General features: G+C 65.2%; 19 protein-coding genes and 1 pseudogene. 6 read left to right on the plus strand and 14 right to left on the minus strand.

The features are described from left to right. A pseudogene (locus AC07VI_RS26475) lies at positions 1-231 on the plus strand (Bcr/CflA family drug resistance efflux transporter); the annotation flags it as partial. 74 nt (positions 232-305) lie between these two features. On the opposite strand, the gene AC07VI_RS26480 reads toward AC07VI_RS26475, so the two are convergent. Further along, on the minus strand, positions 306-602 hold the full coding sequence (locus tag AC07VI_RS26480; RefSeq protein WP_086147594.1) for a hypothetical protein: 297 nt from the start codon (positions 600-602) through the stop codon (positions 306-308). A gap of 79 nt (positions 603-681) precedes the next feature. Beyond that, on the minus strand, positions 682-1,122 hold the full coding sequence (locus AC07VI_RS26485) for a carboxymuconolactone decarboxylase family protein (RefSeq protein ID WP_086147648.1): 441 nt from the start codon (positions 1,120-1,122) through the stop codon (positions 682-684). 104 nt (positions 1,123-1,226) lie between these two features. Here AC07VI_RS26485 and pdxR point away from each other — a divergent pair, with 104 nt between their 5' ends. Further along, entirely contained in the window at positions 1,227-2,699 is a 1,473-nt protein-coding gene (gene pdxR / locus AC07VI_RS26490; protein ID WP_086147595.1) for a MocR-like pyridoxine biosynthesis transcription factor PdxR, read from the plus strand. Here the strand turns inward: pdxR and AC07VI_RS26495 are convergent. From AC07VI_RS26495 to trxC, 5 genes are all read right to left on the minus strand, one after another. Further along, the gene (locus AC07VI_RS26495) at positions 2,668-3,258 is read right to left on the minus strand and encodes a DUF1287 domain-containing protein (protein WP_099376015.1); all 591 of its coding nucleotides are present in this window, start codon (positions 3,256-3,258) and stop codon (positions 2,668-2,670) included. The genes pdxR and AC07VI_RS26495 overlap by 32 nt on opposite strands. A gap of 61 nt (positions 3,259-3,319) precedes the next feature. Then, positions 3,320-3,655: a DUF6616 family protein gene (locus tag AC07VI_RS26500; protein WP_086147597.1), complete on the minus strand. Its 336-nt coding sequence runs from the start codon at positions 3,653-3,655 to the stop codon at positions 3,320-3,322. 16 nt (positions 3,656-3,671) lie between these two features. Next, on the minus strand, positions 3,672-4,418 hold the full coding sequence (locus AC07VI_RS26505) for a DNA alkylation repair protein (RefSeq protein WP_086147598.1): 747 nt from the start codon (positions 4,416-4,418) through the stop codon (positions 3,672-3,674). After that, the gene (locus tag AC07VI_RS26510; RefSeq protein WP_216356396.1) at positions 4,415-4,924 is read right to left on the minus strand and encodes a MarR family winged helix-turn-helix transcriptional regulator; all 510 of its coding nucleotides are present in this window, start codon (positions 4,922-4,924) and stop codon (positions 4,415-4,417) included. Before AC07VI_RS26510 ends, AC07VI_RS26505 begins: the two co-directional genes overlap by 4 nt. 70 nt (positions 4,925-4,994) lie before the next feature. After that, entirely contained in the window at positions 4,995-5,447 is a 453-nt protein-coding gene (gene trxC / locus AC07VI_RS26515) for a thioredoxin TrxC (RefSeq protein ID WP_086147600.1), read from the minus strand. 187 nt (positions 5,448-5,634) lie between these two features. Here trxC and AC07VI_RS26520 point away from each other — a divergent pair, with 187 nt between their 5' ends. Continuing rightward, positions 5,635-7,050 carry a coniferyl aldehyde dehydrogenase gene (locus tag AC07VI_RS26520; RefSeq protein ID WP_226936475.1) on the plus strand — a complete coding sequence of 472 codons (1,416 nt, stop codon included), beginning with the start codon at positions 5,635-5,637 and terminating at the stop codon, positions 7,048-7,050. Here the strand turns inward: AC07VI_RS26520 and AC07VI_RS26525 are convergent, their stop codons facing one another. Continuing rightward, positions 7,051-7,656 (minus strand): LysE/ArgO family amino acid transporter, encoded by a 606-nt coding sequence (locus AC07VI_RS26525; protein WP_070218259.1) that lies wholly within the window; start codon positions 7,654-7,656, stop codon positions 7,051-7,053. A 204-nt stretch (positions 7,657-7,860) separates the two neighbouring features. Between AC07VI_RS26525 and AC07VI_RS26530 the strand changes: the two genes are divergently transcribed. Then, positions 7,861-8,766, plus strand: a complete 906-nt coding sequence (locus AC07VI_RS26530) for a LysR family transcriptional regulator ArgP (protein ID WP_076570060.1) — start codon at positions 7,861-7,863, stop codon at positions 8,764-8,766. Positions 8,767-8,851: 85 nt separating this feature from the next. Further along, positions 8,852-9,853, plus strand: coding sequence for an alpha/beta hydrolase (locus tag AC07VI_RS26535; protein ID WP_099376012.1), 1,002 nt, complete (start codon positions 8,852-8,854; stop codon positions 9,851-9,853). A gap of 120 nt (positions 9,854-9,973) precedes the next feature. Here the strand turns inward: AC07VI_RS26535 and AC07VI_RS26540 are convergent, their stop codons facing one another. The 6 genes from AC07VI_RS26540 to AC07VI_RS26565 form a co-directional block, all read right to left on the minus strand. Beyond that, positions 9,974-10,612: a phasin family protein gene (locus AC07VI_RS26540; protein ID WP_086147603.1), complete on the minus strand. Its 639-nt coding sequence runs from the start codon at positions 10,610-10,612 to the stop codon at positions 9,974-9,976. Between the two features lie 265 nt (positions 10,613-10,877). Then, complete coding sequence (locus tag AC07VI_RS26545; protein ID WP_086147604.1) at positions 10,878-11,210, minus strand: DUF2628 domain-containing protein; 333 nt, start codon at positions 11,208-11,210, stop codon at positions 10,878-10,880. Between the two features lie 27 nt (positions 11,211-11,237). Next, the gene (locus AC07VI_RS26550; RefSeq protein WP_172404859.1) at positions 11,238-11,609 is read right to left on the minus strand and encodes a VOC family protein; all 372 of its coding nucleotides are present in this window, start codon (positions 11,607-11,609) and stop codon (positions 11,238-11,240) included. A gap of 122 nt (positions 11,610-11,731) precedes the next feature. Beyond that, entirely contained in the window at positions 11,732-13,003 is a 1,272-nt protein-coding gene (locus AC07VI_RS26555; RefSeq protein ID WP_086147605.1) for a YncE family protein, read from the minus strand. 58 nt (positions 13,004-13,061) lie between these two features. Then, positions 13,062-13,850, minus strand: a complete 789-nt coding sequence (locus AC07VI_RS26560) for a creatininase family protein (RefSeq protein ID WP_086147650.1) — start codon at positions 13,848-13,850, stop codon at positions 13,062-13,064. Positions 13,851-14,186: 336 nt separating this feature from the next. After that, positions 14,187-14,615: an SRPBCC family protein gene (locus tag AC07VI_RS26565; protein WP_492993525.1), complete on the minus strand. Its 429-nt coding sequence runs from the start codon at positions 14,613-14,615 to the stop codon at positions 14,187-14,189. 228 nt (positions 14,616-14,843) lie between these two features. Between AC07VI_RS26565 and udk the strand changes: the two genes are divergently transcribed. Continuing rightward, complete coding sequence (udk, locus tag AC07VI_RS26570; RefSeq protein ID WP_086147607.1) at positions 14,844-15,485, plus strand: uridine kinase; 642 nt, start codon at positions 14,844-14,846, stop codon at positions 15,483-15,485. The last annotated feature ends 8 nt before the right edge of the window (positions 15,486-15,493 follow it).

A 15,493-nucleotide genomic window follows, 5' to 3' on the forward strand; every position in this document is an offset into this window, starting at 1 on the left:
CCGCCGATGACCCTGATGGCCCTGAACCACTTCCCCAACAACAGCGGCCTGGCTTCGTCGATGCAGTCCTTCATCCAAATGCTGCTGTTCGCGCTGTTGTCGGGCCTGGTGGCGCCGCTGCTGTTCGACAGCGCCCTGAACCTGGCGTATGGCGTGATGGCGGGATTGCTGGTGAGTTTGATTTGCTGGGTGTTTGCGCAAGGCAATTCCGCAGAAACCGCAGCGAAATAAAGTCACGCATACCAAGCCAGCAAAAACCGGTGGCAGACCCGGCGGGTCTGACCCCGGCAGCCGGCGAATCCGACCTACGGCCATGGCGCGGGAGTCACATCGACATACTGCGCGCCGCCCTGCTCCGGTTCCGCTGCATTGTTCTGCGATGGCTGGTTCAGGGAACCGGCCGGCGCACGCAAACTCAATATCTCCTTGCGCGCCTCGACGAAGTCGGCCGAACTGAGCGGATGTTGCTGGTCGGGCCAGTGCGTGATGGCCCATTCCTGCAAGGCTTCGAAGCGCCGCCACAGTTCGGCGACGAATTCGCGGCGCGCGTCTTCCTGCTGCTCCGGCGTCTTTTCAATGGTTTCGCTGATATGGACTTCCATGGCCGTGTTCCCTCGCTGACAGTGTCTTGCCAGACTACGCCGGCAGCCGCCAGGCGTCTGTTCGCGAACGAACACACAGTTACTCGGGCATCTTGCGAAAGCCCACGGCCAGGCGGTTCCAGGTATTGATGGCGCCGATGGCCAGGGTCACGTTGACCATCTCGGCCGGCGTCAACTGCTGCGCCAGCGCCGCATACACATCGTCGGGCGCCTGGCTTTGCGGCAGCAGGGTCAGCGCTTCCGTCCAGGCCAGCACGGCCCGCTCGCGCGCCGTGAAGAACGGCGTTTCGCGCCAGACGGAGACGGCGTACAGGCGGCGCTCCGTTTCACCTGCCTTGCGCGCGTCGCTCGTGTGCATGTCCACGCAAAAAGCGCAGCCATTGATTTGCGAGGCGCGCAGGCGGATCAGCTCGAGCAGCGAGTGTTCCACGCCCAGTTTGGCGATCGCCGCTTCCAGCGCATACATGGCCTTGACGGCGTCCGGCGAGGCCTGGGTAAAATCGAGTCGTTGCTGTGTCATGATGCATTCCTTGATAAAGTAGAGATGCGCCATTGTAGAAGCGCGAATAACGCGCGCGGCAGGCCAATCCCGCCGAAAAACGGCAGACCACCAGCAGATACTCCATGGAATTACATATCCTGATCGACGGCACGCGCGACCTGGGCGGCCAGCTGTACCGCCAGCTCAGCGCAGCGATCCGCTCGGGCCGCCTGACGGACGGCCAGCAATTGCCCCCTTCGCGCCTGCTGGCCAGCCAGCTGGGCCTGTCGCGCAAGACGGTATCCGACGTGTATGACAAGCTCGGCTATGAAAAGTTGCTGGTAGGGAAAGTTGGCGTGGGCAGCTTCGTGCAGACGCCGCACGCCTCGCCGCAGCGCCGCCATGCGAGCGCGCCGCTGGCCAGCGCGCAGCGCATCGCCCGCTGGGAAGCGACGCCCACGCCCTTGCGCCGCGCCAGCCAGGAAACGCCGGCGCGCTACGCCTTCATCGGGGGCCGCGCCACGCCCGCGCACTTCCCGCAGGATGAATGGCGCGCCTGCATGCTGCACGCGCTGCGCCAGGGCGAGCAGGCGCGCGGCCGCTATGGCCCCGTGGAGGGCTTGCCGGCCTTGCGCGCGGCGATCGCCGGCCATGCCGCCTTCAGCCGCGGCATCCATTGCTCCGAGGAACAGGTGCTCGTCACCAGCGGCGCGCAGCAGGCGCTGCACCTGCTGGCGCTTGCCCTGCTGGAGCCGGGCGACACGGTTGCCGTGGAGGAACCCGGCTATCCGGTGGCGCGCGCCGTGTTCGCCAGCCAGGGCGCGCGCGTGGTGGGCGTCGACGTGGACGAGGATGGCCTGGTCGTCGCGCAAATTCCCGACGGCACGCGCTTGATCTATGTCACGCCCGCCCATCAATTTCCGCTCGGCATGCCGATGAGCATGGCGCGCCGCCATGCCTTGCTGGAACGGGCCCACCAGCTGGGCGCCATCATCATCGAGGACGATTACGACAGCGCCTTCCGCTACGAAGGCCGGCCCGAGGATTCCCTGCAAAGCATGGACCGCTACGGCGTCGTCGCCCACGTGGGCAGCTTTTCCAAGATCATGCTGCCGGAACTGCGCCTGGGCTATGTGGTACTGCCGCAAGCCCTCGTGGCCGCCATGCAGACGGTGAAATACCTGAGCGATTGCCACACGGCCAGCCTGGGCCAGCATGCGCTGGCCAAGTTCATCGGCGACGGCCACTTGCTGCGCCACATACGCCGCTGCCACGACATCTATGCGGGGCGGCGCGAGCGGCTGCAGCACTGGTTCAACGGTCCGCTGGCGCCGTGGTTCCGCCTGGTGCCGGCCAGCGCCGGCTTCCACGTGGCGGCGCTGGCGCAGGCGCCGCTCGATATCGCCGAATTGCTGCGCCGCGCGCGCCAGGCCGACGTCAGCCTGTATGCCCTGTCCGGCTTTTACCATGGCCCCGCCCGCCACGAAGGCCTGTTCCTCGGCTACGGCGCCATCGACAAGCTCGATATCGACACGGCCCTGGCCAGGGTGCTGGCGATCCTGCAAGAGATGGCGCCCCTGCCCCTCAGCGGGGTTGCCAGCGATAGTGCCCCGTGATCGGATAGCTGAATAAAATGTTTTCCTCGCGCGCGCCCTCGCCGATATTGTGGATGATCAGCGGCACGCCGCTCCACGACTGCCTGTCGCTGACGACGCCGATGTGGGTCAGGTTGCGCGGCAGGCGCCAGGTGACGATATCGCCCGCGCGGTAGGCCTTCGCCTCCTTGCTTGGCGACAAGCTGGTGCCGTGGCGGGCAAAGTAGGTGCCCAGGTTCGGCACGCGGCGGTGGTCGATATTGCGGTCCGGCCCCTTCATCTGCCAGCGCCCCTGCTGCTGGTACACCTGCCACGCCTTGCGCATGTCCTCGTGCACGAGCACCTGCAAGTCCTGCCCCAGCTGGCGGTAGGCGCGCACGACCACGTCCGTGCACACGCCACGCTCGAGCGGCACGTCGCCGCCCGGATAGGCGAGCCGTTCATAGCGCGGATCGTACTGCACCGTCACGCCCACCTGCTTGCGGGCGGCGGCGACGAGGGCTTGCGGAGTGGCAGGGACAGCCGACGCCAGCATGGGCGCCAGCGCAAGCACGAGGATGGAGAGCGGTTTGATTGGCATCAACGTCGATAGTCGGATGAAAATGCCAACTGTACCGCAGCGGCAGGGAAAACGCCGTACGCTAGGCGCCCGCCAGCTGCGCCAGGTGGGCAGGCAAATCCACCGCCGGGCCGGCCGCATTGACGGTGTCGAAATAATCATGCCAACCCGTGGCGGCGATGCCGGCCAGCAAGGCATCGAGCGCCGCCTCGTCCGGGAAGCGCCAGACGGCATAGAATTGCCGGGCAGCCGCATGCAGCTTGCCGCCGTCGACGGCGCCCATGGCCAGCGCTTCGGCGCCGCTGCCCGACAAGGCCGCCATGCCGGCGCCCACGGTGGCGAAATACGCCTGGCGCGCGGCGCCGTCGAGGGCCAGCCAGGCCGGTTTCGGGCTGTACAGTTCTAACAGGTAATGCATGTTTTCCTCCAGACAATTAAGAAAGCGAACGCTGGGCGCGCTTGCAGATGCGCTGGGTCGCGGCAACGGGGCTTTCCAGCAGCCATTGCGCGCACAGGCTGCGCACCCAGTCCGGCTGGCTCTTGGCCGCATCGTTGAGCCAGTTGGCCACGGCATCCTGCACGTAGACGGCCGGATCGGCGCGCAAGGGCTGCAGCAGGGGCAAGGCCAGCTGCGGCTCTTCCTTCAACTCGGCAATGTGCGCGCACCACACGCCGCGCGGGCGCAGCGCTTCGCAGGCAAAGCGGCGCAGGCGCTCCGACGGGTCCGCCGTCCATGGCGCCAGCAAGGCAATCGCTTCGTCCAGACGCGCCGCCAGATGGGGACGCAGCGCCAGCCAGGCCCATTCGCGCACGCCGAAGTGGCCGTCGTCGGCCAGCGGCCGCATGGCGGCCAGCTGCTGCGGCAGGCTCAAGCCAGGCTGGGCGGCGATGGCAAAGCAGACCCAGCCCCGCACCGTGTCGGAAACATGGCCTTGCAATTGCGCCAGATCAACGTTGGCCTCCAGCAGCAACTGCGCCGCCAAGACCATGCGCCCGGTGATGCCGGTAGCGGCCTGCGCTTGCATCCGCGCCAGCCTGGCCCCGCCGATAGCGGGCACGGCCGCGGCCAGCAGTTGGGCGAAATCGATGGCCAGGCCTTCCGTCAGAGTGGCGCTGGCCACCATCCCCTGGTTCAGCAGGGCCAGGCGGGCGGGCGCGATATCGGCGACGCCGCGGCTCATGGCGCACCCCGGTCCGTCTTGCGCCAGGCTTTCTCCAGCAGTGCACTGAATAACTGCTTTTCTTCCGGCGTGAAATCGGCAAACAGGCTGGCGATCCATTGCGCGTGCTCGTCGACGAGGGTGGCGGCGGCGGCCTCTCCCTTGGCGCTCAGGCGCACCAGCAGCTTGCGCCGGTCGAGCCGGTCCGCGTGGCGCGCCAGGAAACCGTCGCGCTCCAGGCCGTCGAGCAAGCCCGTGATGGTGCCGCGCGTGACGCCCGCCCGCTCGGCCAGCTCGTGCGGCGAGAGTCCATCAGGCACGTCGCGCAGCAGGGCCAGCAGCACAAACTTGCCTTCCGATAAGCCATGCCGGCCCAGGCGCGTGGCGCAATCGCCATCGATGGCGGACGCCAGGCCCAGCACTTCAAAGCACAGGCGCAGCTGGCCGATGAATGCCGGCGCGTCCGCGCCGGGCGCGCGGCGCTGCACGTCACCGAGCAAGGCCGTGTATTTCTGTTCGAGTTTTATCATATGGCGCAATATAATATGGCACCATATTAAATGTCAAATGGAAAACCTTGAAGGTTTTCCTATCGGATCAGAAGCGCGCCTTGTCCCGCGCCCACGCGATGATGGCATTGGCATCGACGGCGCCCGGCTGGCGCGCCACTTCGACGCCGCGCAAAAACAGGGCCAGCGTGGGAATGCTGCGGATGTTAAAACGGCTGCCCAGGTCAGGCGATGCTTCCGTATTGACCTTGACGACGCGAAACGCCGGCTCCAGGGTCCTGGCGGCCTGCACATAGAATGGCGCCATGCTGCGGCACGGGCCGCACCAGGGCGCCCAAAAATCCACCAGCACGGGAATGTCGCTGCGCTCGATATGCTTGAGGAAGCGGGCGCTGGCCAGGTCCACGGGCTGGCCCGTGAACAGCTCCTTCTGGCACTTGCCGCAGGTGGGCTGCTCCGTGAGCCGGGCGGCCGGCAGGCGGTTGACGGCGTCGCAATGGGGGCACACGATGTGCAGGGAGTCTGGCGTGGTCGGGGTCATGGAATTCCTGGCTGCAAGCTGGTTGTATCGCTAAATGAGGCATTCTACGGCGATTCGCGCCGGTCATGGCGGCGCGCACGGCAGACAATTGTTGCTTGACCACAAATACTGCAGAATAGGCATCATTGCCCGATTACTGTACCCTGCCCGGAACGGCACCGTCACCCACGCGAGGAACCCCATGCACATGACCGCTCCCCCGGCGCACGCCGCGCTCGACGCCACGCTGGCGCGCCAGCGCGCCGCCTGCCTGGCCCAGCCCGTGCCCACGTTTGCCGAACGCAAGCGCGACCTGCAAGCCTTGCAGCGCTACATCCGCGACCACAAGCTGGCCTTGTGCGAGGCGATCAGCGCCGACTATGGCAACCGTTCCCACCACGAAACTTTGCTGGCAGAAATATTTCCCGCCATCGACGGCATCGATCACGTGCTGGGCCAGTTGAAAAAGTGGATGCAGCCGCAGCGGCGCAGTGTGGACTGGCGCAATTTTCCGGGCGCCCGCAACCGCGTGCTGCCCCAGCCGCTGGGCGTGGTGGGCGTCATCGTGCCGTGGAATTTCCCCGTCAACCTGAGCCTCGTGCCCTTGACCTACATCTTTGCCGCCGGCAACCGCGCCATGGTCAAGATGAGCGAAAACTCGCGCCACCTGGCCCGGCTGCTGATCGCAACCATGCCCGCCTATTTCCCGCCGGAAAAGCTGCAGTTTGTTGACGAGACGGGCGGCGTGGGCATGGCGTTTTCACAACTGCCGTTCGACCATCTGCTGTTTACAGGGTCCGGCCAGACGGGCCGCGCCGTCATGGCGGCCGCCGCGCGCAACCTGTGCCCCGTCACCCTGGAGCTGGGCGGCAAGGCGCCCGCCATCGTCTGCGCCGATTTCGACATGCGCACGGCAGCCGAGCGCATCCTGTTCGTCAAATACCTGAACGCGGGACAGATCTGCACCAGCGTCGACCACGCCTGGCTGCCCGAGGCCGGCATTGCCGCCTTCGTCGAGCATGCGCGCCGTATCATGCCCGCGCGCTACCCGCGGCTCGACACGCCCGACTACACGTCCATCATCGACGAGGCCGCCTTTGAGCGCCTGCTGCAGGCGCTCGACGAGGCGCGGGAACGGGGCGCGCAAGTGATTTCGCTGCTGCCGGGGCCTGCATACGACCGCGCCACGCGCAAGATCGCGCCGCATATCGTGCTCGACGCGCCCGAAGACAGCCTGCTGCTGACGCGGGAAATCTTCGGCCCCGTCCTGCCCCTGCGCGGCTATGCCGACCTGGAAACGGTGATCGCCAGCATCAACGGGGGGCCGCGTCCGCTGGCCATCTATCCCTTCAGCAACGACGCACGCACGGTGCAAACGCTCATTGACCGGGTGATGTCGGGCGGCGTATCCGTCAACGACGCCCTGTTCCACGTGGGCCAGCACGATTTACCCTTCGGCGGCGTGGGCGAGTCCGGCATGGGCCACTACCACGGCGTCGAAGGCTTTCACACTTTCAGCAAGCTGCGCCCCGTGTTCTACCAGGCGCGCTACAGCCCCTTGGCACTGCTGCGGCCGCCGTACGGCAGGCTGGCCAGCCGCGTATTGAACTTCCTGACCCGCTGATTACAGGAACAGCGAGGCGGCGATGGCCCACATGACGAGGGCGATAATGCCGTCGAGCACGCGCCAGGCCATGGGCTTGGCAAACACGGGCGCCAGGTAGCGGGCGCCAAAGCCCAGCAGGAAGAACCACAGGGCCGAGGCCATGATGGCGCCGCCGGCGAAGTAAAAGCGTCCCACGCCTTCATGCTGGCCGCCGATCGAGCCGAGCAGGATCACCGTGTCGAGGAAGGCGTGCGGGTTCAGCAGGCTGAACGCCAGCGCCGCGCCGATCACGGCCCAATAGCCTTCCGGCGCCTTGGCGGCCGACACCGTCAGGGCCGTCGGGCGCCAGGCCGACTTGGCGGCGCGCAAGCCGTAGGCGATCAGGAAGGTGGCGCCGCCGGCCTTGGCCCACAGCAGGAAATTGGGGTTGTCGGCAATGAAGGTGCCCATGCCTGCCACGCCGGCCGTGATCAAAATCGCATCGCACAGCAGGCAGACGAGGATGCAGGTGAGCACGTAATGGCGCTTCAGGCCCTGTTTGAGCAGGAAGGCGTTTTGCGTGCCGATGGCCACGATCAGGCTCGCCCCGAGCCCCATGCCTTTCAAGAAAATTGCGCTGTCCATATCGATTCCTTTCCATTGCTTTCCATCACGCGCACGGCCGCCCACGCTCTGCCGGCAATGGCAAAGTCATCAGAGGTAGGTGGAGGGTGGTGCGGAACCTGGGGGACCGCGCGGGAGAGTGGAGTTGTTACCCTATTTCAACAGTGTAAAGAAAAAGTAAATATAAGTATAATGAATGATTCTAACCATATATAAGAGAAACTTATGCGCGTCGTCGATTACCGTGGATTGGCCGCACTCGACGCCGTGATCGGCCTGGGCAGCTTTGAAAAGGCCGCGCAGGCGCTGGCCATCAGCCAGCCGGCCGTGTCGCAGCGCATCCGCACCCTGGAAAACCTGGAAGGCACTTTATTGATCATCCGCAGCCACCCGCCCCTGCCCACGGAAGCGGGCCAGCGCCTGATCGCCCACTACCGGCAAGTCAAGCTGCTCGAAGCGGCGCTCGACGCCCAGCCCGGTCCCACCACGCAGTTGCCGGAACTGGCCATCGCCGTCAACGCCGACAGCGCCGCCACGTGGATACCGGAAGCGCTGGGACCGCTGCTGTCGCCGCCGTCCTGCCTGCTCGACATCCGCCTCGACGACCAGGACCACACCCTGAGCCAGTTGCGCGAAGGGCGCGTGTTTGCCTGCGTCACCAGCGCCAACGACCTGGTGGCGGGCACGACGGCCACGCCGCTGGGCGGCATGCGCTACCTGTGCGTGGCCTCGCCCGCATTCGCGCGGCAATGGTTTCCCCATGGTTTTACGGTGGACGCCGTCAGCCAGGCGCCCGCCATCACCTTTGGCAGCAAGGATGCGCTGCACGAGCGCTATCTGCAGCACCGCCTCGGCTACGCGGGCCGCTATCCGCACCATGTGCTCGGTTCGGCGCGCGACTTCGTGCGCTTCATCGAAGCGGGCTATGCCTATGGCATGGTGCCCCTGCTGCAGGCGGAAACGGCGCTGGCCGCCGGCCGGCTGGTCGACGTGGCGGCGGGGCAAGCGCTCGACGTGCCCCTGACCTGGCATGCCTGGGACATCCAGACGCCCCTCACGCGCACCTTGTCGGACGCCGTCATCGCCACGGCCCGCAAATGGCTGCTGCAAGACAACATTGTTTCTGAATAATTTCTATGCCACTGCAACAACTGCTGCCCGCCGCGCCCCGCTTGGCCTACACTGCAACCATACTGCACAACGACAAGGAGCCGGCATGACGATCGTGCGCACCACTTTGCTGGGCTTGCTGGCGGCGCTGCCCCTGGCCGCCGGCCTGATCGCCTGCTCGCCATTGACCGCCATCAATGCCCTCTCGTCCGGCAGCGCCTCGCACGTGACGCGGGGCCTGGCCTACGGCCCCCTGCCCCGGCAAAAACTCGATGTGTACGCCCCCAAAACCCGCACGGGACCCGTGCCCGTCGTGGTGTTCTTTTATGGCGGCAACTGGACTTCCGGCGAACGGGCCGACTATGCCTTCGTCGGCCACGCGCTGGCCGCGCGCGGCTACCTGGCCGTGATCGCCGATTACCGGCTGTTTCCGGACGTGCACTATCCCGAGATTTTGCAGGATGCGGCCCGCGCCGTGGCCTGGGCCGCGATGGAAGCGAGCCGCCATGGCGGCGACCCCACGCGTTTGTTCGTCATGGGCCATAGCGCGGGCGCCTACAACGCGGCCATGCTGGCGCTCGACGCCAGCCTGCTGGCCCGCCACGGCATGCGCCCGCAGGATTTGCGCGGATGGATAGGCCTGGCAGGTCCCTATGATTTCCTGCCGGTCGAAAATCCCACGGCCCGGCCCGTGTTCTTTTACCCGGACACGCCCGTCTCTTCGCAGCCGATACGCCACGTGACGGCTGCGGCCCCGCCCGCCCTGCTGATCGCCCCAAAGCCCGGCAAGGACAAGCTGGTCAATCCAGCGCGCAACACGGGCGGCCTGGCCGCCGCCCTGCGCGCGCTGCACCGGCCCGTGACGGAAACGTATTTCGACCACGTGGGCCATGCCACCCTGGTCGCCACGCTGGCCGCGCCCTTGCGCGGGCTGGCGCCCACACTGGACGCCGTGGGCGCCTTCATCGATGCCAACAACGGCAGCGAGGACGCGGCCCTGCCCGCGAAAACAGTTCAAAAAGATAAGGCCCCCTTGCCGTCGCGCGCGCCTGGCGCGGCCACGCCGGCCCCTGAGCAGCGCGCCTACGACAAAACGCCCGCCCCGTGAAGGGCGGGCGCTCTGTGTAAACGGAGCAGCAGTATGCAGGCATGACGCTGCCTGACGGCGCCTGACCGCCGCCCGGAGCTCGGCCTCCGGTTGACGGCTCAGCCGCAAGCAGCCTCGTGCTTACTCTTTACGGCTGGCGCTGCTGCTTTTGCTTTGTGCAGCGCCCGCTTGCGAGGCGCTGCCGCTGGCCGAGCTTTCGCTGCCGGCCGATTGCTGGCTGCCCTGATGGCTGGCGCTTTGCAGGCTTTGGCCGTCACGGCTTTGCGCGCTGCGCTGCTGCTCGCGGTTGGCGCCGTTCTGGTGATAGGCCTGGAACGGTTCGGCGATGCGCTGCATGGCTTCTTGCTGCTTGCGCACGTTCTTCTCCGTTTCTTCCGATGCCGTGCGGGCCACTTCCTCGGCCAGGGCCTTGGCCGTACGGCTCGTTTCATTCACATGCTGCTCGGCGACGTTGGCCAGCTCCACCTGGGTATCGGCGGCCAGGCGCGACACCTGTTGCTGATACTTGCGCAGTTGCTCGGCTGCCGGCTGGCCCGAGGCGGCGGCGACCTGGAACACGTCTTCCACGCGTTCGACCGTCAGCAGGTTCTGGCTGGTAATCGTGCTTTCCTCCAGCAAGCCTTGTGCCAATTGCATGTTCAGATCGTTAAATTGCTGTGCCGAATGGAACAGCGACTTCGACAGACCATTGAAGAACGCCAGTTGCGCTTCCAGGTGGTTTTTAGCGGCTGGGGTAACACTACGGGAATATGGATACATGGAGTTTCCTCATTAAATAGCGGTTGGGTGGACAGATGGCGGCGCCACCGGCAGTCGAACCGTCAGGCAGACGTCCGGGCTACGCCACGAAACGCGAAAAAACATATCCGATCGGTGGGAAGATGCTTTGCAACGCGAGTCCCAAGGCTACGTGAGCACCGCAGGTGAGGGATGATCTGGATCAAAGGTGCGGCAGGCAATGCGAAAAGTTTTGGCTGGACGCCGCGGCCTTGCCGAGCGTCAGTATCAGGACAGGAAATCTGTGTCAGGCGGCATCCATGCACGGTATGACGGGCGCATAGCCATGACTGCGCAGCGATGCCTCCAGCCAGCGGTTGCCATACCAGCCCCGCGCCAGCAGATAGCTGAGCTCCGCGCTCATCATCAGCAGCATCAGCGGGCCGATGCGCAGGCCCGTCGCGTACTGGCTGCCGAACCACAGGCACAGCTCCATGGCCAGCATGGGCAGCAGCAGCCACCAGCGGCGCTTGGCCACGGCCCACAGGGGGCCGAAGAAAAACGCGGGCCAGGAAAAGCCGTCGCTCACGTAGGCGTAGCGGCCGGCAGCGTCGGCAAACAGGGTGGCGCCAGGCTTCATGCGCTGCTTTTCAGAAAATGCTTGATGTCAATCCTCGGCGGCATGGCAGACGGCTTCGACATTGTGGCCGTCCGGCCCCAGCACGAAGGCGCCGTAGTAATTCGGGTGATAGATGGCGCGGATGCCGGGCGCGCCGTTATCCTTGCCGCCCGCCGCCAGCGCGGCCTGGTAAAACGCATCGACCTGGGCGCGGTTGTCCGCCGCGAAGGCGAGATGCATGCCCGCATGCGGCGCGGCGCCCGCGCCGAACCAGAAATCGGGCTTGCCATCCTTGCCCATGCCGATCCAGCCCTGCGCTTCCATCACCACCGACACGCCCAGGGGCGCCAGGGCGGCGGAAAAGAAAGCCTTGCTGGCCTGTGCATCGCTGACAGTCAAACCGATGTGATCAAGAATCATGATGGCGCTCCGTGCAGGTAGTGGGAAAGGAAGCGCAGTATGCGCCAACATTGCCTTTTAGGCAAGCATAACCAGCGCTCCGGCACAGTTGCTCCGCGATGATGGCCATGCGCCTGCCCTGCCTAGCGCAGGTTGCCCGTATGGCCCAGCGAATAGCGGCCCGGCTGCGGCCACACGGTCAGGCCGTGCGGCTCCTGCCCGACTTTCACCTTCGACACGTCGCCACTGTTCGTGTCGATGCGGTAGACCACGTCGTCGAAACGGCCGGACAGCCACAGATACTTGCCGTCGGCGCTCACATTGCCCATGTCGGGGCTGCCGCCGCCGGGAATCGGCCACTGCGACACGACTTTTTCCGTGGCGAAATCGATCACGCTGACGCTGCCCTTGCCCTTCGGCTTGCCGTGGATGCGGTGCGTGCCGCGGTTGGCCACGTACAGCTTTTTGCCGTCGCGGCTCGGGTATAGGCCATGCGCGCCCACGCCCGTCTGGATGAAGCCGATTTCCTTCAGGGTGGCGCCATCGACGATGTGCACGCCGTCGGCGTCCATGTCGGCGATATAGAACTTCTTGCCGTCCGGCGAGATGCGTATGTCTTGCGGCATGCCCTTCTTGACGCTGCAGATTTCATTTGCCGGGCCGCCCACGGGGCCGGATTCGGCAAAGCGCTTGGCGGGCATCTGCAGTTTCAGATAGCCGTCGACCTTGCGGCCCACCAGGTCGATCTTGGCGATGGTGCCGTCGAACTCGCAGGTGAACATGGCGTAGCGGCCGTCATTCGAGAAATCCGCATGGTTGATGCCGCCGCACTGGGGCGTATCGATCGAATACTGCACGGCCATGGTCTTCGGATCGCGGAAATCGAGGCGGTGGCGCGCTTCGGCCACGACGATGGCCGACTTGCCGTCCGGCGTAAAGTACATATTGTAGGGATCATCGACGGGCACTTCCTTGCCCGGCTTGCCCGTCAAGGGGTCGACCGGCGTCAGGCTGCCCTTGTCCGTGCGCTCGGCATTGTTCGCCACCCACAGGGTGCGCAAGTCCCACGACGGCACCACGTGCTGCGGGCCGCTGCCGACCTTGAACTTGTCGACCACTTTCAGGCTGTCCTGGTCAATCACGTAGACGTCGTTCGAGCGCAGATTGGGCACATAGACCCGGCGCAAGTGATCCTTGACGACAGGGCTCATATTGCTGCTGCCGATGCTGCCGTACACGTTTTTCGGGTCCACCAGCGGCGGCATGCCCGGCAGCGGCGAATAGGCGGGAGCCGGCGCTACGGCGGCGGGAGCCGGTGTGCTGGCGCCGGTGACCTGGCTGGCCACGCCCAGGCCGGCCAGTGCGGCAGCCAGGGCGGACAAGGTGACGATGGTGCGTCGTTGAGGTTTTTTCATGTGATTTCGCGTCTTTTCGTTGCAAAAACCGGAAGTTCAGCACTTCCGGCGGAGAATTTTATTTGTTACGTTGCAGCAACTTCCGGATGGCGGCCACCGACGCGTCCACCTGCAGCTTGACGCCGATCTGGCCCAACTCGGCCGTCGCCCGCGTGGCGTCGCCGCGCACGCCGTCGGCCACGCCCGGTTTCGGTCCGTGCGCCATGGCTTCGCTGCGCACGAGCGACGGGTCCGCCGCCAGCATCAGCGCCGCATCCGCCAAGCCCCCGTGCAGGCCGATCTCGGCGCTGCTGTAGCCGCGCTTTTGCAGCTCGGCAATATATTGCGATTGCGTGATGTCATAGTAGTCGAGCAAGGCGTGGGCGCGCGCGTCTTTCGCCGTGGCGGCTTTCCCCCAGGCCTGGTTGAGCTTGTTGGCCACATTCTGTTCGCTCTTCTGATAACCGCCGTGATCACCAAGGAAAATGATGTCGCGGAAACCATGCTGGCGCAGACTGGCCGCCGCCCCTTCCAGCACCGCCTCGAAGGCGGCCGGCGGTATCGAGATCGTGCCGGCAAAGCGCATGTGGCCGGCCGGCGGGGAAATCGCGCCTTCCGGCACGTAGGAAACGACGGGCGCGACGATGGTGTTGCCCAGCTTTTGCGCGATCTGGCGCGCCAGCAGCCCGGCGCGCACATTGTGCTTGCCCAGCGCGATATACGGCCCGCTCTGCTCCACGCCGCCGATGGGCACCAGCACGGTAGTCGCGCCGTGGTCTATGCGGCTGCGCAACTCCGTGCTGGTCAGCTCTTCGAGCATGACGCTGCTGCTGGCAGACGCGGCCGCCAGGGCGGGCGCCGCAGGCATCAGGCAGAACAGGGTCAGGGCAAACAGGGAGCCGAACGGCTTGGACAGCCTGGATGGCGCGCCTGGCGCAAGGGGCACATCCAGCAGGGGGAACTGCAGAGTCATAGGCAAACATCTTTCCGTGGTCGTCAAGCGTGACGCCGTACCCGGCCTGGCCAGGCAAGCTGGCTGCCACGCAGGAATTGTATTCCATCATGACGGGAACGGCACGTTAATTTGACGCGCTGCCTTGCCTGGAATTGACGATGGGAAACTAACTATAAAATGCTGCCTCAACAAGCAGCACACCTGCGCGCTTCGCGGCGCGCGTGGCGAACGATGAGGACTGGCCGGCAGTCATGGAAGAGTCCCGTGGCGTTTCTCGGCGTAGGCCTTGAGTGAGCGCATGGTTGCAGGCAACCCCTCCCGGACCTGCCTGGCAACGCCTGGCCCGAACAGAAAAGCCAGCGCGCCGGTAAACCACACGCGGTGAGCGACTTCCGATCCGCCATCCACGGCGCAAACCGTGTGCTCGAAGTGTATGCGGAACAGCAGGATATAAGCCTCTACGGTAAACGAGCGACCTGCGGTGCGCTCCGTGAGCAGCATCGGCATGCCCATCCCCTTGCCGGGAACGATCCTGCCCTTGCTTCCCACCGCGAATGGCCCATTGAACCGGGCTTGCCGGGTGTCAGGATCCCACAGGTGCCATCGGTCGACCTCGCTCCAAATCTGGTCGACGACAGTGGCAGGGACGGCAATGTGAATGCTTTCTTTGATTTGCATCAATTGGAATCTCCATATCATTTACCCATGGTGCAGTCTTACCAGCGCACGAACGCCCGGCACCGCGGATTTTCCCTTGCACCGGCCAAAAGATACTTGCAGGGATAGCCGGACACGCCACAGTTCGCTGTTTCTTTAAATGTAACACCATCGGGATTGGATTGCCGCAGGCTGGGCCTTGACCGGCCGCCCCCTGTCAGTCCGGGCCCGTTTCCGGTATCATTCGGCATGAATAATATTCCTTTCCAACCATTTGTCATTGGTGTCGCTGGCGGAAGCGGCAGCGGCAAGTCTACAGTCTCCCAGCAAGTGCTCGCGTCGTTTGGCGCCGACATGGTCTCGGTCGTGATGCAGGACGACTACTACCGCGACCAGACCCACCTTTCCCCGGAAGTGCGCCGCCAGCAGAATTACGACCATCCGCAGGCTTTCGAGTGGCCCTTGCTGGTGCAGCACGTCCAGGCCCTGCGCAACGGCGAAACGATCGAGATGCCGGTGTACGACTTCACGCTGCATAACCGCTCCAGCAAGACCATCTCCGTCAAGCCTGCCCCCGTGATCGTGATCGAAGGCCTGTTTGCCCTGTATGACGCGGACCTGCGCGACATGATGTCGCTGAAGATCTTTGTCGACACCGCCTCGGACGTGCGCTTCATCCGCCGCATGCAGCGCGATATTACCGAACGCGGCCGCTCGGTGGACAGCGTCATCGAGCAGTATCTGGAAACGGTACGCCCGATGCACAAGCAATTCATCGAGCCGACCAAGCGCAATGCCGATGTCATCCTGCCGCATGGCGCCAATGGTCCCGCGGTCGACATGATCACCGCCAAGGTGGCCAGCGTGATCGGCCAGTTGCAGCGCCCCTGAAAAGAAAA

The sequence above is a fragment of the Janthinobacterium sp. GW821-FHT03A03 genome (genome assembly GCF_059421435.1).

What these genes read in the sequence shown, in the direction of transcription:
- AC07VI_RS26480 (WP_086147594.1), bottom strand. Translation starts at nt 602, where the DNA reads ATGGAAGTCCATATCAGCGAAACCATTGAAAAGACGCCGGAGCAGCAG.
- AC07VI_RS26485 (WP_086147648.1), bottom strand. Translation starts at nt 1,122, where the DNA reads ATGACACAGCAACGACTCGATTTTACCCAGGCCTCGCCGGACGCCGTC.
- pdxR (WP_086147595.1), top strand. Translation starts at nt 1,227, where the DNA reads ATGGAATTACATATCCTGATCGACGGCACGCGCGACCTGGGCGGCCAG.
- AC07VI_RS26495 (WP_099376015.1), bottom strand. Translation starts at nt 3,258, where the DNA reads ATGCCAATCAAACCGCTCTCCATCCTCGTGCTTGCGCTGGCGCCCATG.
- AC07VI_RS26500 (WP_086147597.1), bottom strand. Translation starts at nt 3,655, where the DNA reads ATGCATTACCTGTTAGAACTGTACAGCCCGAAACCGGCCTGGCTGGCC.
- AC07VI_RS26505 (WP_086147598.1), bottom strand. Translation starts at nt 4,418, where the DNA reads ATGAGCCGCGGCGTCGCCGATATCGCGCCCGCCCGCCTGGCCCTGCTG.
- trxC (WP_086147600.1), bottom strand. Translation starts at nt 5,447, where the DNA reads ATGACCCCGACCACGCCAGACTCCCTGCACATCGTGTGCCCCCATTGC.
- AC07VI_RS26520 (WP_226936475.1), top strand. Translation starts at nt 5,635, where the DNA reads ATGACCGCTCCCCCGGCGCACGCCGCGCTCGACGCCACGCTGGCGCGC.
- AC07VI_RS26525 (WP_070218259.1), bottom strand. Translation starts at nt 7,656, where the DNA reads ATGGACAGCGCAATTTTCTTGAAAGGCATGGGGCTCGGGGCGAGCCTG.
- AC07VI_RS26530 (WP_076570060.1), top strand. Translation starts at nt 7,861, where the DNA reads ATGCGCGTCGTCGATTACCGTGGATTGGCCGCACTCGACGCCGTGATC.
- AC07VI_RS26535 (WP_099376012.1), top strand. Translation starts at nt 8,852, where the DNA reads ATGACGATCGTGCGCACCACTTTGCTGGGCTTGCTGGCGGCGCTGCCC.
- AC07VI_RS26540 (WP_086147603.1), bottom strand. Translation starts at nt 10,612, where the DNA reads ATGTATCCATATTCCCGTAGTGTTACCCCAGCCGCTAAAAACCACCTG.
- AC07VI_RS26545 (WP_086147604.1), bottom strand. Translation starts at nt 11,210, where the DNA reads ATGAAGCCTGGCGCCACCCTGTTTGCCGACGCTGCCGGCCGCTACGCC.
- AC07VI_RS26550 (WP_172404859.1), bottom strand. Translation starts at nt 11,609, where the DNA reads ATGATTCTTGATCACATCGGTTTGACTGTCAGCGATGCACAGGCCAGC.
- AC07VI_RS26555 (WP_086147605.1), bottom strand. Translation starts at nt 13,003, where the DNA reads ATGAAAAAACCTCAACGACGCACCATCGTCACCTTGTCCGCCCTGGCT.
- AC07VI_RS26560 (WP_086147650.1), bottom strand. Translation starts at nt 13,850, where the DNA reads ATGCCTGCGGCGCCCGCCCTGGCGGCCGCGTCTGCCAGCAGCAGCGTC.
- AC07VI_RS26565 (WP_492993525.1), bottom strand. Translation starts at nt 14,615, where the DNA reads ATGCAAATCAAAGAAAGCATTCACATTGCCGTCCCTGCCACTGTCGTC.
- udk (WP_086147607.1), top strand. Translation starts at nt 14,844, where the DNA reads ATGAATAATATTCCTTTCCAACCATTTGTCATTGGTGTCGCTGGCGGA.